10 protein-coding genes and 1 pseudogene are annotated in these 16,062 nt (G+C 63.4%); 3 read left to right on the forward strand and 8 right to left on the reverse strand.

Features of this window, described 5'->3' with window-relative positions:
• Positions 1 to 14: 14 nt before the first annotated feature.
• The 3 genes from QFZ94_RS28360 to ltrA form a co-directional block, all read right to left on the reverse strand.
• On the reverse strand, positions 15 to 545 hold the full coding sequence (locus QFZ94_RS28360; protein WP_152851823.1) for a single-stranded DNA-binding protein: 531 nt from the start codon (positions 543 to 545) through the stop codon (positions 15 to 17).
• 146 nt (positions 546 to 691) lie between these two features.
• Positions 692 to 1,879 carry an MFS transporter gene (locus tag QFZ94_RS28365; RefSeq protein WP_368584440.1) on the reverse strand — a complete coding sequence of 396 codons (1,188 nt, stop codon included), beginning with the start codon at positions 1,877 to 1,879 and terminating at the stop codon, positions 692 to 694.
• A gap of 351 nt (positions 1,880 to 2,230) precedes the next feature.
• The gene (gene ltrA / locus QFZ94_RS28370) at positions 2,231 to 3,931 is read right to left on the reverse strand and encodes a group II intron reverse transcriptase/maturase (protein ID WP_429460988.1); all 1,701 of its coding nucleotides are present in this window, start codon (positions 3,929 to 3,931) and stop codon (positions 2,231 to 2,233) included.
• Between the two features lie 1,075 nt (positions 3,932 to 5,006).
• On the opposite strand from ltrA, the gene uvrA reads away from it, so the two are divergent.
• The 3 genes from uvrA to QFZ94_RS28385 all read left to right on the forward strand — a co-directional run bounded on the left by uvrA (position 5,007) and on the right by QFZ94_RS28385 (position 10,455).
• Complete coding sequence (gene uvrA, locus QFZ94_RS28375) at positions 5,007 to 7,880, forward strand: excinuclease ABC subunit UvrA (protein WP_429460990.1); 2,874 nt, start codon at positions 5,007 to 5,009, stop codon at positions 7,878 to 7,880.
• A 34-nt stretch (positions 7,881 to 7,914) separates the two neighbouring features.
• Positions 7,915 to 9,000 (forward strand): AI-2E family transporter, encoded by a 1,086-nt coding sequence (locus tag QFZ94_RS28380; RefSeq protein ID WP_368584438.1) that lies wholly within the window; start codon positions 7,915 to 7,917, stop codon positions 8,998 to 9,000.
• Between the two features lie 228 nt (positions 9,001 to 9,228).
• Positions 9,229 to 10,455 carry a PepSY-associated TM helix domain-containing protein gene (locus QFZ94_RS28385; RefSeq protein WP_429460992.1) on the forward strand — a complete coding sequence of 409 codons (1,227 nt, stop codon included), beginning with the start codon at positions 9,229 to 9,231 and terminating at the stop codon, positions 10,453 to 10,455.
• 58 nt (positions 10,456 to 10,513) lie between these two features.
• On the opposite strand, the gene purU is transcribed toward QFZ94_RS28385, so the two are convergent.
• The 5 genes and pseudogenes from purU to QFZ94_RS28410 all read right to left on the reverse strand — a co-directional run bounded on the left by purU (position 10,514) and on the right by QFZ94_RS28410 (position 15,867).
• The gene (purU, locus tag QFZ94_RS28390) at positions 10,514 to 11,383 is read right to left on the reverse strand and encodes a formyltetrahydrofolate deformylase (RefSeq protein WP_368584436.1); all 870 of its coding nucleotides are present in this window, start codon (positions 11,381 to 11,383) and stop codon (positions 10,514 to 10,516) included.
• An 83-nt stretch (positions 11,384 to 11,466) separates the two neighbouring features.
• On the reverse strand, positions 11,467 to 12,375 hold the full coding sequence (locus QFZ94_RS28395; protein ID WP_429460994.1) for an NUDIX hydrolase: 909 nt from the start codon (positions 12,373 to 12,375) through the stop codon (positions 11,467 to 11,469).
• A 70-nt stretch (positions 12,376 to 12,445) separates the two neighbouring features.
• Complete coding sequence (locus QFZ94_RS28400; protein WP_176109611.1) at positions 12,446 to 13,060, reverse strand: LysE family translocator; 615 nt, start codon at positions 13,058 to 13,060, stop codon at positions 12,446 to 12,448.
• A gap of 159 nt (positions 13,061 to 13,219) precedes the next feature.
• Positions 13,220 to 13,788, reverse strand: a pseudogene (locus QFZ94_RS28405) (adenine phosphoribosyltransferase).
• An 81-nt stretch (positions 13,789 to 13,869) separates the two neighbouring features.
• Entirely contained in the window at positions 13,870 to 15,867 is a 1,998-nt protein-coding gene (locus QFZ94_RS28410) for a cation:proton antiporter (protein ID WP_410848267.1), read from the reverse strand.
• Positions 15,868 to 16,062 lie beyond the last annotated feature (195 nt).

The following is a 16,062-nucleotide window of genomic DNA, read 5'->3' on the forward strand; positions in this document are numbered from 1 at the left end:
AGACTTATTCTGGTCTAGAACGGAATATCGTCGTCCATCTCGTCGAAGCCGCCACCAGCCGGCGCGCTCGGACGGCTCGCGCCGCCACCGCCGCTGCCGCCGCGCGAGCCGCCGCCCGACGACATGCCGCGGCCACCACCGCCGCCGCTACGCTCCGACGGCTCGCCACGGCTATAACCGCCTTCGTCGCCGCCACCCATCGATGCGCCGCCACGGCCGCCGAGCATCTGCATTTGTTCCGCGACGATTTCGGTCGAGTAACGATCGGTACCGTCCTGGGCTTGCCACTTACGCGTGCGGATGCGCCCTTCGAGGTACACCGACGAGCCCTTCTTCAGATATTCCGCCACGATTTCCGCGAGGCGGCCGAAGAACGCGACGCGGTGCCACTCGGTGGCTTCCTTCATCTCGCCCGACGCCTTGTCCTTGTAGCGGTCCGTCGTCGCAAGGCGGATGTTCGCCACTGCGTCGCCGCTCGGAAGATAGCGAACTTCCGGATCGGCGCCGAGGTTGCCGACCAGAATGACCTTGTTCACGGATGCCATGAATTTCTCCTGTTGATTCCTGTTGCAGGCGGCGCGGCACTACGCGGTTCGCGTCTCATGGCCGGCAGGCCCGAGACCAGAAGAGCGCCTCTGCCCGCCGCCGGGTGAGTTCTGGATGATTCGGGAAGTGCCCCGAGTACGCTGCGTTATGCCTTGCGCGGCGGCTGTTTCATCTTTGCGGCGATTATAAGCCAGCAAAATACCAGCCCGGAGCAGGCGAAGAAAACCGCGCTCTGGCCGTTCATCTTCAGCAGCCAGCCGCCGACCATCCCGCCCAGCGCAAGACCGATCGACTGCGTGGTGTTGTACACGCCGGCCGCGGCTCCCTTGCGGGTACCGGGCGCGAGCTTCGACACCAGCGAAGGCTGCGAGGCTTCGAGAATATTGAAGCCGAGGAAGTACACGAACAGGATCGCCGCCACACTTAGAATCGTATGCGGAGCAACGCCCAATAACAACTGGCCGATCAGGATAAGGGCGATCGCCGACAACAGCACGATCTTCATCTTGCCGCGCTTCTCGGCGGCGATGATCGCCGGCACCATCATCACGAACGACAGCCCCATCACCGGCAGATACACCTTCCAGTGCGACGCGACCGGCAGCCCGCCTGCTTCGAGAATGCGCGGGACGACGAGGAACAGCGCGGTTTGCGTCGCGTGCAGCACGAGCACGCCGAAATTCAAGCGCAGCAGCTCGACGTTGTGGAGCACTTCGGCGAACGGCGCGCGCACGTGCACCGGCTTCGGCGCATCGGGCACGACCCACAGCACCACCCCAATCGCGAGGATCGCGAACACGCCGACCAGCGTGAAGAGTCCGCTCATGCCGAGCCAATGGAACACGATCGGCGCGCCGACGATCGCGACCGCGAACGACACACCGATGCTGCCGCCGACCATCGCCATCGCCTTCGTGCGATGTTCCTCCGCGGTCAGATCGGCGATGAAAGCGATCACCGCCGACGACACCGCGCCCATCCCCTGAATCACCCGGCCGACGATGATCCACGTCATGTCGTGCGCGGCCGCCGCGACGAAGCTGCCGATCGCGAAGATCAGCAGGCCCGTCGCGATCACCGGCTTGCGGCCGATCTTGTCGGAGATCCAGCCGTAGAAGATGTAGAGCATCGACTGCGTGACGCCGTACGCGCCGAGCGCGATGCCGACGAGCAGCACGTTCTCGCCACCCGGGATGGTCTTCGCGTAGATCGAGAACACCGGCATGATCATGAAGAGACCCAGCATGCGCAGCGCGAAGATGGCGGCAAGCGACACGGTCGCGCGCAATTCGGGCGCGCTCATGCGTGTGGAGATGGCGGACGGATTGGACATCGAAGCGTTGTTTGAATGAACCGGGCGGGCGAGCCCGTGGCGACAGCCTTGAGCGCCAGCACAGTGGAGCAGGACGAACAGGCGGGCGGCTAGCTCCGGCATATCGGCAGGTCCGCGCCGAGGAGACGTCGCAAAGCGACGCGCAAAGCCCGTGCCCTACCGTCCCCGCCGATGCTCGCGGCATCTTGTACTCGCGGAAAACGGCCCCAGCTACGCCTCTTTCCCGCTGTCAGCACGCCGTAACGGCGGTCTGGGTCGGGTAGCCCGACCTTCTTGCGAAGATCGGGCCCCCCGAGAACCGTACGTGCGAGTTTCCACGCATACGGCTCAAATCTACAAACTAAGTTCTGTCTACGACAGAACCGGCTTAGTTACTACGATTTTACCAGCGTGCACCTGCTGGTGGCAGTGCGGGTGAAGCAGTACCCGGTTGGACAACGCGTCCGACCCGCCATGCATCCGATACTCCAGATGATGGTCATGCCAGCCGGTGTCCTCCGTCAGGGCACAGCCACAGTGCGCACACAGCCCGCTCTGCGACATATATAGCGTCGCCCATTGCTTCCGGTAACGCACCGATTCCCACATGCGTTCCTGACGCAACTGCTCGCCATACTGCTCCCACGTCGGATCAAAGGGATGGTAGTCCCCTTTCACCTTCTTGTGCCGTTTGATGGCCGTACCGTTGATCTGGTACAACTCAAACAGTCCGTTGCTACCGTCTTTCCAAACCACGGGAGCGGCAAAGACCCACTGTCGTTCACCAACGGAGTGGAAGTACTTCTGTCCCACCCATCTGGCGTTCTTCTGCGGGTGTCGCCTCCTCGACCACCACCAGAGTCTCCGGAAAACCAGATACTCCATGCGGTTGTACGCCTCCTTGGCCACGACGGGACTGTGATACTGCGCCCAGCCCCGTAGCATCGGGTTCAGCAGCCGGATCAGATCCTCCTGCCTCACCGTCTTGTTGCCGCTGATCGTTTCCGACACCTTGCGATAGAACGCTTGCGCGTTTTTCTTGCTCGGCTTGATGAGCAGTTTTCCCGAGTACTTCCGGAAATTCCACCCAAGGAAATCGAAGCCGTCATCAATGTGGGTGATCCGCGTTTTCTCCTCCGACAGTCGCAGTCCCCGGACAGCAAGGAATGCTTCCACCCAAGGCTTGACCTCGCTCTCCAGCATCTCTTTCGAGTCGCCGGTGATAACAAAATCATCCGCGTATCGCACCACATTCACTTTCAGCTTCTTGGCTTTCGCGATCCCGAACTTCGCACCGAGGTGCGCAGCTAGTTCACGTTCCAACCCATTCAGCGTTACATTGGCCAGCGTCGGGGAAATGATGCCCCCCTGCGGCGTACCGGCCTCCGTCGCCTGCAACTGACCTTTATAAATCAGGCCAGCCTTCAACCACTTAAGCAGAATGCCTCTGTCCATTGGGACATTGGCAGCCAGCCAGTCGTGATTGATCCAGTCAAAGCAGCCTTTGATGTCCGCTTCCAGCACCCACCGGGCAGAGCCCTTCTGGGACATGGCGACGAAGATCTGCGACATGGCGTCGGCCGTCGAACGATTAAGTCTGAACCCGTAAGAGTTCGGATCGCTCGTCGATTCCGATACCGGCTCCAGCGCCAGCAGATACAGGGCCTGCATCGCCCTGTCCCGCATGGTCGGAATGCCCAGAGGGCGCTCCTTCCCATTGGCCTTGGGGATAAAGACCCTCCGTAATGGCAGAGGCTTGTATCCGCGCCGCTTCAACCGGCCGATGGCTTCCCATCGGCTCTCAGGCGAATCCCATAGCTCGCGATCGACTCCAGCCGTTCGCGCACCCTGGTTCTGCGTAACACGTCGTACCGCGTACAGCTTTGCGGACAACGTGCGGGTCAGCATCCGTTGCAGGGCTCTCACCCTGCGCCAGTCACCTTCCCGCGTCGCCTTCGCAATTCGAATCTGCATCCCTCTCACGTTCCGTTCGACCCGACGCCAATCTACGGCGTACCAGTTGTCCGGCGCGTGGGAAAGCGCAGATCCATCCTTTCGGACGGATACTCTCATGCTGCTCTCCTACCTTGGGTTGATCATTCCCATAGCAGAAGGCGCATCTTCCCCAGCGGGGCAGATACACCCCGCTGGGGAACAACAGTTGAACAAATGTGGGCGCATGCGCCCACATCTCATCCATCGACTACACACGGGCGCGAACGCCCGTGTCTACCAAAGTCCTAAGGTCTGTCAGCCATCTTGCGACGGTAGACCAGACGGAAGTCTGCCCGCTTTCGCGTGGGATGATGTCTCAATCCCTATCCGGACCATTACAGCCCGGCGTTCGCTTTTTCCGTCCTCCCATACCCGCACAGTCAACAGCGTTCCTTGCGGTCCGCCTGCCTGCAGTGCTCCGCAGGCAACCATACGGGCTTACCACGTTCCCGGCATGTCACACGACTGACTTAGGTTCTGCCTCTTCCCCGGCGGTCTAACGACGACGTGAACCGAACTTCCAACGGTTCAACCGACCGCACACCGTTTGGTTGATGCCTATCAGCAGCTTTGGCACCTCTATAATCACGAGGTTTATCAGCAGTTCACTTACATTAACCGTATCAGCCAGCCTAGCTCCTTGACCCCCTTGCTGCTAGGAGTCTCCGAGTGACTTCCTCGCGGTAGTCACCCGCCCGAAACATCCGGGGGCTACATTGTCAGAGAAGCTTCACACCCCACCGTTAGCCAGTGACGCATGTCCTCCTAGGCTACTGCTGGTCGTACAGCAGGTTCTCTCCCTCGCAGATACATCCCGCGAGGCGAACAATGACACACCGAGCTTGCGCTCGACATACCCTGAAAATTACATACTCCAATCCGCTTTGTTAGCGGAATTGAAGCCGCTAACTGGCGGAGCCTGACGGTAATCAGGCCAATGCAATTACGCACAAGAGTCCGAGGACTCCAGAGCATCTAAGGCTACGAGTCCAGGCCATACAGCACCCGGTTTCGTTTGCTACACAAGGGGTGGCCCAAGGTGCCACCAATGGGACGGCTTGCGCCGTCCAGTCGATGCGACGCGTGTCGCACAAAAGTCGTTATAGTAGCAGGTTTGGCCTCTTTCCCTTTCCGCAGTTCATGGAATAAATCCGTGGAACAAATCCGTATTCGTGGGGCTCGCACCCACAACCTGAAGAACGTCAATCTCGACCTACCGCGTCACAAGCTCGTCGTTATCACGGGGCTTTCGGGCTCCGGCAAATCGTCGCTGGCGTTCGATACGCTGTACGCGGAAGGGCAGCGGCGCTACGTCGAAAGTCTGTCCGCCTATGCACGGCAGTTCCTGCAACTGATGGAAAAGCCCGACGTCGACCTGATCGAAGGGTTGTCGCCGGCTATCTCGATCGAGCAGAAGGCGACCTCACACAATCCGCGTTCGACGGTCGGCACCGTCACCGAAATCCACGATTATCTGCGTCTGCTGTTCGCGCGCGTCGGCACGCCCTACTGCCCCGATCACGAAATTCCGCTCGAAGCGCAAAGCGTGTCCCAGATGGTCGACGCGGCGCTCGCACTGCCTGAAGAAACGCGCGTGATGATCCTCGCGCCCGTCGTCAGCGATCGCAAGGGCGAGCACACCGATCTGTTCGAGGACATGCAGGCGCAAGGCTTCGTGCGCTTTCGCGTGCGCTCGGGCGGCGGCACCGCCAACGAAGGCAGCGCGAAAATCTACGAAGTCGACTCGCTGCCGAAGCTGAAGAAAAACGACAAGCACACGATCGACGTCGTGATCGACCGTTTGCGCGTGCGTCCCGACATGAAGCAGCGTCTCGCCGAATCGTTCGAAACGGCGCTGCGTCTCGCCGATGGCCGCGCGATCGCGCTCGAAATGGATAGCGACAAGGAGCACCTGTTCAGCTCGAAGTTCGCCTGCCCGATCTGCTCGTATTCGCTGCAGGAACTCGAGCCGCGGCTGTTCTCGTTCAACAACCCGATGGGTGCGTGCCCCGAGTGCGACGGCCTCGGCCAGATCACGTTCTTCGATCCGAAGCGGGTGGTCGCGCATCCGTCGCTGTCGCTCGCGGCGGGGGCCGTCAAAGGTTGGGACCGGCGCAACCAGTTCTACTTCCAGATGCTGCAGAGCCTCGCGGCGTTCTACGACTTCGACATCGACACCGCATTCGAGGACCTGCCGGAAAAAGTCCGAAAGATCTTGTTGTACGGTTCGGGCAAGCAGGAGATTCCGTTCTCGTACATCAACGAGCGCGGCCGCACGTCGGTGCGCGAGCACGTGTTCGAAGGGATCATCCCAAATCTGGAGCGGCGCTACCGCGAAACCGATTCGTCCGCGGTACGCGAAGAACTCGCCAAGTATCAGAACAACCAGCCGTGCCCGGCGTGCGCGGGCACCCGGCTGCGTCGCGAGGCGCGGTTCGTGCGCATCGGCGCCGACAGCGACGCGCGCGGCATCTTCGAGATCAGCGGCTGGCCGTTGCGCGATGCGCTCGGCTACTTCCAGACGCTGCGCCTCGAAGGCTCGAAGCGCGAGATTGCCGACAAGGTCGTGAAGGAAATCGTCGCGCGACTGATGTTCCTGAACAACGTCGGGCTCGATTACCTGTCGCTCGAGCGCAGCGCGGAAACGCTGTCGGGCGGTGAAGCGCAGCGCATTCGCCTCGCCTCGCAGATCGGCTCGGGGCTGACCGGCGTGATGTACGTGCTCGATGAACCGTCGATCGGCCTGCATCAGCGCGACAACGACCGGCTGATCTCGACGCTCAAGCATCTGCGCGACCTCGGCAACTCGGTGATCGTCGTCGAGCACGACGAGGACATGATCCGCATGGCCGACTACGTGGTCGACATGGGCCCGGGCGCCGGCGAACATGGCGGCATGGTGATCGCAGAGGGCACGCCCAAAGAGATACAGAAGAACGCGGCGTCGCTGACGGGCCAGTACATGTCGGGCGCGCGCACGATCGAATACCCGGACGAGCGCAAGGAACCGGACGAGCGGCACCTGCGCATCGTCGAGGCGTACGGCAACAATCTGCACAACGTGACGCTCGATCTGCCGGTCGGTTTGCTGACCTGCGTGACCGGCGTGTCCGGCTCGGGCAAGTCGACGCTGATCAACGACACCCTGTATCAGGCGGTCGCGCATCATCTGTACGGCTCGGCCACGGAGCCGGCGCCGTACGAGTCGATCGAGGGCCTCGAGCACTTCGACAAGGTGATCAACGTCGACCAGTCGCCGATCGGCCGCACGCCGCGCTCGAATCCGGCAACCTACACCGGCCTGTTCACGCCGATCCGCGAGCTGTTCGCGGGCGTGCCGGCCGCCAAGGAGCGCGGCTACGACCCGGGCCGCTTCTCGTTCAACGTCAAGGGCGGGCGCTGCGAATCGTGCCAGGGCGACGGCGTGCTGAAGGTCGAAATGCACTTCCTGCCCGACGTGTACGTGCCGTGCGACGTCTGCCACGGCAAGCGTTACAACCGCGAAACGCTCGACATCCAGTACAAAGGCAGCAACATCAGCGAAGTGCTCGACATGACGGTCGAACACGCGTACGAGTTCTTCAAGGCCGTGCCGGTCGTCGCGCGCAAGCTGAAAACCCTGCTGGACGTCGGTCTCGGCTATATTCGCCTTGGGCAGTCGGCCACCACACTGTCGGGCGGCGAGGCACAGCGGGTGAAACTGTCGCTGGAACTGAGCAAACGCGATACCGGTCGCACGCTATACATCCTTGACGAACCGACCACCGGCCTGCACTTTCACGATATCGCGCTGTTGCTGGAAGTCATACACCGGTTACGTGACCAGGGTAATACCGTCGTGATCATCGAACATAATCTCGATGTAATCAAAACCGCGGACTGGGTCATCGATCTTGGCCCCGAAGGCGGCGCCGGCGGCGGGCAGATCATCGCCCAAGGCACGCCCGAGCAAGTTGCGAAGTCGAAGGCCAGTTTTACCGGAAAATATCTGGCGCCGCTGCTCAAGCGCGCCGCCAGTACAAAATAACGCTGCACTATCGAGGTTGGAGACGGGATAAGCCATGACCAAGCGTAATCAGGCGCGCGAAGAAGATCGGGTGCAGGACCTGCGCCCGCGCCCGGTCAGGCTGACCAGCGACATGAGTTTGCCGAAGCTGTCGGCGGTCGAGATCGGCAGCTACGTCGTGATGCTGTTCGGCATGTGGGCGGTCATCGAACTGAAGCTGCTCGGCGCGCTGCTCGCCGGGCTGCTGGTGTTTCAGCTCGTGCAAATGATCGCGCCGCGCATCGAACGTCACATGTCGAGCAGGCGGGCGCGCTGGCTCGCGGTGGTGCTCCTGTCGACGGTGATCGTCGGCGCGCTGACGGGGCTCACGCTCGGCATCATCTCGCATTTCGAGAACGACGTGCCCAGCGTGCAGGCGCTGCTCGATCAGGCCATGCAACTGATCGACCAGGCGCGCGGCAGGATTCCGCAGTTCGTCGCGAACTATCTGCCGGTCGACACCGAGCAGATGAAGACGAAGGCCGCGGAACTGATGCACACGCACGCGAACATGCTGCAGCAAAGCGGCACGACCGCGGCGCGCGCGTTCACGCACGTGCTGATCGGCATGATCATCGGCGCGATCATCGCAGTCGGCGCCCAGAAGCATATGCAGCGGCTGCCGCTGTCCACCGCGTTCGTCACGCGCGTCACGCGTTTTGCCGACGCGTTTCGCCGCATCGTGTTCGCGCAGGTGAAGATTTCCGCACTCAACGCGGTATTCACGGCGATCTTCCTGCTCGTGATCCTGCCGACCTTCCACGACCGGCTGCCGCTGTCGAAAACGCTGGTGCTCGTCACGTTCATCGTGGGTCTGCTGCCGGTGATCGGCAATCTGATCTCGAACACCATCATCGTCGCGGTCGCGCTGTCGGTGAGTTTTCCGGCGGCGATCATGTCGCTCGTGTTCCTGATCCTGATTCACAAGCTCGAGTACTTTCTGAACGCGCGGATCGTCGGCGGTCAAATCGAGGCGCGCGCGTGGGAACTGCTGATCGCGATGCTGGTGATGGAAGCAGCGTTCGGTATCGCCGGGGTCATCGCCGCGCCGATTTTTTATGCGTACATCAAGCGGGAGCTGATTTATTTGCGGTTGGTGTGAGCGGGACTAGGGTGAGCTTCAAAGTCAGCACTCACTAACGCTCCTCAGCACGCACCGCCCAGCAGTCCAGTCAGGCGACGAAAGCGAAGCGGCATCGTCGCCTGCTGCTGACAGAAAACTTGCAGCCGACCGCACTACCCCCTAAGATGCGAACAATTCCTATTTACAATCAGTCCGCATCGTGACGTTTCACCTGGTTTCCCGCCCGCGATTCCCCCTGGCTCTCGCATGAGACGCCAGCTCGTCCGCCTGCACCGCTGGTTCGGCGTCGCGACCGCACTGTTTCTGTTTGTCGCGGGACTTACGGGCGCGATCATCGCGTGGGACCACGAGCTCGATGCCGCGCTGAACCCGTCGTTCTACCTGGCTCGCACGGCCGGGCCGACGCTGTCCGGGCTCGAACTGGCGAATCGCGTCGAAGCCGCCGATCCGCGTCTTCGGGTGACCTATCTGCCGCTCGAGGTCGAACCGGGTCACGCGCTGCAAATGATGGTGCTGCCGCGCACCGACCCGGCGACGAAGCAGCCCTACCCGCTCGACTTCAACCAGATCGCCGTCGATCCCGTCACCGGCGAGATCCAGGGACGCCGTGAATGGGGCGCCATGTCGCTCGCGCGGCTCAACCTGATTCCGTTCATCTACAAGCTGCACTACACGCTGCAGTTGCCGTTCATCGGCGGCATTGACATCGGCACGTGGCTGATGGGGATCGTCGGCATCGTGTGGCTGTTCGATAGCGTGATTGCGCTGTGCCTGTCGTTTCCGAGCCTGAAGGCCTGGCGCAAGTCGTTCGCGTTCCGCCTGAAACGCGGCGGCTATGCGTTGACGTTCGATCTGCACCGCTCCGGCGGCGTATGGATCTGGGGCCTGCTGGCGATCGTCGCGCTGACGTCGATTTCGATGAATCTGTCGTCGCAGGTGGTGCGGCCGATCGTGTCACGACTGTCGACAGTGACGCCCGATCCGTTCAGCGACCCCGAAATCCTGCGCACGCCGCAACCGGGCGATCAGGTGCTGAGCCGCGAGCGCATCGTCGAGCTCGCCGAGCAAGCCGGCAAGGAGATGCATGTCGCCGCGCCACCGGGCGGGCTCTACTACGCCGAATTCATGCATACGTACGGCGTCGGCTTCTACACGGCCGGCAACGACCACGGCGACACCGGCCTCGGCAACCCATGGATGTATTGGGACGCCGCCACCGGCAAGCGGCTCGCCACGCGGATTCCCGGCCACGGCACGGCCGGCGACATCTTCCTGCAGATGCAGTATCCGCTGCACTCGGGGCGCATTCTCGGACTCGGCGGGCGGATTCTGATCAGCGCGGTGGGGTTAGCGGTGGCCGTGCTGAGCGTCACGGGCCTTCTGATCTGGCTGAAGAAACTGAGCGCGCGCCGCCGTTCCGCGCAAAACGCGAATCCCGGGAAAAGCACGGGCAGCGCGGCAGCGCGTTCGTAATACAAGCGGGGAAAGCGCCACGCCGGCCTCGGCCGGCGCGGTGTTACCGGCGCAATTTTTAGCGGAACACCACCGTCTTGCTGCCGTTCAGCACGACACGGTGCTCGACGTGCCACTTCACCGCGCGCGCGAGCGTCACGCACTCGACGTCGCGGCCGATCGCCGTCAGTTGCTCCGGCGTCATGCTGTGGTCGACGCGCTCGACTTCCTGCTCGATGATCGGACCTTCGTCGAGATCGGTCGTCACATAGTGAGCCGTCGCGCCGATCAGCTTCACGCCGCGGTCGAACGCCTGGTAGTACGGCTTCGCACCCTTGAAGCTTGGCAGGAACGAGTGGTGGATGTTGATCGCGCGGCCGGCGAGCGCCTCGCACAGGTTCGGCGACAGGATCTGCATGTAGCGCGCGAGCACCACGAGGTCGGCCTGATGCTCGTTGATCACTTCGAGCACGCGCGCTTCCTGCGCGGTTTTCGCTTCGGGCGTGCCGCCGAGCAGTGGGAAGTGATGGAACGGGATGTCGTAGCTCGCGGCGAGCTGGTAGAACTCCTTGTGGTTCGAGATGATCGCCGGGATCTCGATGTTGAGTTGACCGGTGCGGTAGCGGAACAGCAGATCGTTCAGGCAGTGGCCGATCTTCGACACCATGATCACGACGCGCGGCTTCACGTTCGCGTCGTGCAACTCCCAGCTCATGCCGAACTGCTCGGCGAGGGCCACGAACGACGCGCGCAGCGCGTCCAGTCCCGGATCGCCGCCCACCTGCTGAAAATGCACGCGCATGAAGAACTCGCCGGTGCGGCTGTCGCCGAACTGCGCGGAGTCGAGAATATTGCTGCCCCGCTCGAACAGAAAGCCCGACACGGCGTGAACGATGCCGGGCCGGTCGGCGCACGACAGTTTGAGGATAAAGCTGTGATCGGTCGACATGACCTCGGTGACTCCCTTCTTCAATGCGTGGTTTGTTTCAGTGGGTACTGGCTGCGCGGGCGGGCCTGACCGATGAGCGTCAGTTAGCCCAGCGACGGCGGCGCGAACAGCGCGTCGATGCCCTCGCACGCGTCCTCGTCGATCCAGCGGCGGCGCAGCAGGCAATCGAGCGTCGCGAGGCTGGCATCGACGGTCAGCGCGCCTTCCTCGATCCAGCGCGCGACTTCGTCAATGCGCGCGAGCCGGTGTTCGCCCACTTCGCCGTCCTGGTTGCGCGGCGCGAAGTCGGCTGGCAGCGCGAGGTCGTAGATGAAAATCTGCTCGGCCTGCGTGCCTTCCGGCAGCGATTGCAGCACATGCGCGGTGCGGCCCGCGACCGCGCTCGCCGCGATCTCCGCTGGAATGCCCGCTTCTTCCCAGCACTCCTTGACGATCGTTTCGGCGATGCCGAAGCCCCAGCCGATCCCGCCCGCGACGACGTTGTCGAGCATGCCGGGATCGGTGGCCTTCGTGTCGCTGCGGCGCGCGATCCACAATTGCGGCGCGCCACGGGGCGCTCCGCCAGAGGGCGCACCGCCAAAGGGCGCTCCGCCAAAGGACGCCCCGCCATCCGCATATTCTACGACGCCGTTCAGATGCACCGCGTACGTCATCGTGCCGAAGAAGCGCGACGCCGCGCGCTCGATATACGCGAGCGGCGGCGCGTCGAACGCGTTGCGGATCGCGTAGGTTTCGTTGCGCCAGCCGGGGATACGGCCATCGGCGGCGAGCGCGCCGATCACGGAAGCGAGCGCCGCGCTGCGCAAATCGACGGTATCGAAGGTCGCGCAGAGCGTCACGCCGTTGTTCGTAATCTCGAACACGTCGGGCCAGCGCGCGAGCAGCGGCACGTCGCGCTCGCGAATCCAGCCGACCTGTTCGGCGCCGATCAGAAACGGCCGATGCGCGTTCGCGTCGAAGCGGCGCGCGGCGATGATGCAAGGCAAAGTCATCGAAAACTCCAAACTGTCCGCCGTCGTGGCGAACCTGGCAAAGCGGAAACAGGGGGTCGCGTGACGCGCGTCAGTCGCGCAGCGCGACGCGAATCCCGATCGCGATGAACGTCGCACCAGCCACGCGATCGAGCCACAGGCCGACACGCGGCCGCCGTCTGAGCCAGCTGCCGATGATCCCCGCGCACACGCCGAACAGCGAAAACACCACGACGGTCTGCAGCATGAACAGCGCGCCGAGCTCCAGCATCTGCACGGTCACGCTCTGCGCCCCGCCGGGTTGCACGAACTGCGGCAGAAACACGACGAAGAACAGCGTGACCTTCGGATTCATCAGATTGCCGAGCACGCTCTGGCGAAACACTGCCGAAAGCGGCTGCGGCGCACGCTCGTGGGCGGTCGCGAGTCCCTGGCTGCGCAACGCCTTGATGCCGATCCACACCAGATACGCGGCGCCGGCGAGCTTGATCGCTTCGAACGCGAGCGGCGACGAACGCAGCAGCGCGGCAACGCCGAGCGCCGCGAGCGTCGTATGAAAGGTGATGCCGGCGGCAAAGCCGAGCGCGGCGACGAGGCCGGCCGCGCGGCCCTGGGAGATGCCGCGCGCGAGCACCTGCAGATTGTCGGGGCCGGGCGCCACGGTGATCGCAATCGAAGTGGCGAGAAACAGCAGGAAATTGGGCATCGTGGTGGCCTTCTGGTTGGGCGGCTGATGAGCCCTGGCGGTGAGCCATGTCGTGGAACCCGGTTGGCCTGGTGCGGCCAACGGAGCTTGTGCGGCTCGTACGGCTTTAACAGCTGGTAGGGCGAAAAACCCGACCGCGCGCTGTAACGGCCTCCCGGCTCAGTGACCGCCGAAACTCGTCACTGTATAGAGGGCAAGACCGCCCTCGCACAGCAGCTTCGAACCGCCCAGGTCCGGCAGGTCGACGATCGCCGCGCCTTCCACGACGACCGCGCCGAGCCGCTCGAGCAGCAGCTTGCCGGCCATCATCGTGCCGCCGGTCGCGATCAGGTCGTCGATGATCACGACGCGGTCGCCCGGCTCGCACGCATCCTCGTGAATCTCCACGGTCGCGGTGCCGTATTCCAGTTCATACGATTGCGAGATCCGCTTGTACGGCAGCTTGCCCGCTCCTTGCGAATCGGGATGAAGCCAAGGCTCAGTTCGTGCGCGACGATCGGCCCGATGATGAAGCCGCGCGCATCGAGCCCGGCGATGTAATCGAGCTTCGCATCGATATAGCGCTGCACGAACAGGTCGATCAGCACGCGCAGCGACTTCGGCTCGCGCAGCAGCGGCGTGATGTCGCGGAACTGCACGCCCGGCTGCGGCCAGTCGGGCACCGTGCGAATGTGACTTCTGAGGTAGTCGGCCGCATCGAGCGGCGCGCTCGCGAGCGCGTTGGACATGATGTCTCCGGATGGACCTCGGCAGGTCCGGTGAAAAGCTTGAATCAGGGTCGCCCGCCAGAACGGTCCGGGTTCACGGGTTCAGGCCGCGGCGGCGCGGCGATGCTGCGACAGCCGCTCCTCGGCTTGCGCCAGTTGCTCGGGCAGACCGCGCAGCACCACGATGTCGCTCGCGCGCAGTTTCGTCGACGGGTCCGGTTCGACGCCGCGGATGCCGTGCCGGCGGATCGCGGTCACTTCGACACCGAGTTCGTACAGGCCCACCTCGGCGAGCGTACGGCCCACCGCGTCGGAGCTCTCGTCGACCGGCACCGATTGTAGCCGCACCTGCTCGTGACCGTCGTCGTCGTCGATGTCGTCGGCACCGTGGAAATAGCCGCGCAACAGCGAGTAGCGTTCGTCGCGCATCTCCTCGACGCGTCGCACCACGCGGCGCATCGGCACGCCCATCACGACGAGCGTATGCGACGCGAGCATCAGGCTGCCCTCGACGATCTCCGGAATCACCTCGGTCGCGCCGGCGGCGAGCAGTTTCTCCAGATCGGCGTCGTCGACGGTACGCACGATGACCGGCAGCGTCGGCTCCATCTCGTGAATGTTGTGCAGCACGCGCAGTGCCGACGGCGTGTTCGCGTAGGTGATCGCGATCGCGGCCGCGCGATGCAGGCCCGCGGCCAGCAGCGACTCGCGCCGCCCCGCGTCGCCGAACACGACCGATTCACCAGCCGCCGCTGCCGCCGCGACGCGGTCGGGATCGAGGTCGAGCGCGACATACGAGAGCCCTTCATGCTCGAGCATGCGCGCGAGGTTCTGCCCGGCGCGCCCATAGCCGCAGATAATCACGTGGCCGCTCTGCTTCAGGCTCTGGGTCGCGATGCGCGTCATCTGCAACGACTGCATCATCCATTCGGTCGACGACAGCCGCAGCACGACGCGGTCCGCGTTCTGGATCATGAACGGCGCGGCGAGCATCGACAGCAGCATCGCGGCAAGAATCGTCTGCAACAGGGTCGCGTCGACCAGATGCCGGTCGAGGATCAGGTTCAACAGCACGAATCCGAACTCACCCGCCTGCGCGAGACCGATGCCGGTGCGCATCGCCACGCCCGGGGTCGCGCCGAAAAGCCGCGCGAGGCCGGTAATCATGACCATCTTCAGCAACACGGGGCCGACGAAAAACGCCAGCACGACGAGCGGATGCTCCCAGATCACGCGCGGATTGAGCAGCATGCCGGTGGTCACGAAGAAGAGCCCGAGCAGCACGTCGCGAAACGGCTTGATGTCCTCTTCCACCTGATGCCGGTACGGCGTCTCGGCGATCAGCATGCCGGCGATGAACGCGCCGAGCGCGAGCGACAGCCCGAATTTGTCGGTGATGAACGCGGCGCCGAGCGTCACCAGCAGCAGATTGAGGATGAACAGTTCCTGCGAGCGGCGCCGCGCGACCACGTTGAACCAGCGCGTCATGAAGCGCTGGCCGACGATCAGCAGCAGCGCGAGGGCCACGACGATCTTGATCGCCGCGATGCCGAGCGCGCTGGCCAGATTCTCCGAGCGCCCGCCGAGCGCCGAAATGATGATCAACAGCGGCACCACCGCGAGATCCTGGAACAGCAGCACGCCGAAAATATTGCGGCCGTGCTCGGTTTCGATCTCGAGCCGCTCCGCGAGCATCTTGCTGACGATCGCCGTCGACGACATCGCCAGCGCGCCGCCCAGCGCGACGCACGCCTGCCACGTGATATGTACCCAGCGCTCCAGCACGAAGCCGAGCGACACCGCCACCGCGACCGTGCCGATCACCTGCAGCAAGCCGAGTCCGAACACGAGCCGGCGCATCGTGCGCAACTTGGCCAGCGAAAACTCCAGCCCGATCGAGAACATCAGGAACACGACGCCGAATTCCGCGAGGTTCTGCGCGCCCGCCGAATCGGGAATCAACCCGAACGCATGCGGCCCGACGACGATGCCGACCGTCAGATAGCCGAGCATCGGCGGCAGATTCAGGAAGCGAAAGATCACCACGCCCGCCACCGATGCCAGCAACAGAAACAGCGTCATTTCGAGCGGGGAAATCATCGGCAAAAACGCATGGGTGAAGCGTCCTCGTTCGTCAGCGGAACCGCGCACGAGAGACACCGTGCGACATGATGGATAGGGCCGGCAAAAAGCTGCTAACGAACGCCAAAGCAGCTGCAAATGAGACTATCGGCAGGCCGACGAAGACAGCGGCCCGGCACAGTAGGCCCGGCGCGGCGAACAGGCGCCTTTGCT

The sequence above is a fragment of the Paraburkholderia sp. JPY465 genome (assembly GCF_050436725.1).
Classification (GTDB): Bacteria; Pseudomonadota; Gammaproteobacteria; order Burkholderiales; family Burkholderiaceae; genus Paraburkholderia; species Paraburkholderia youngii.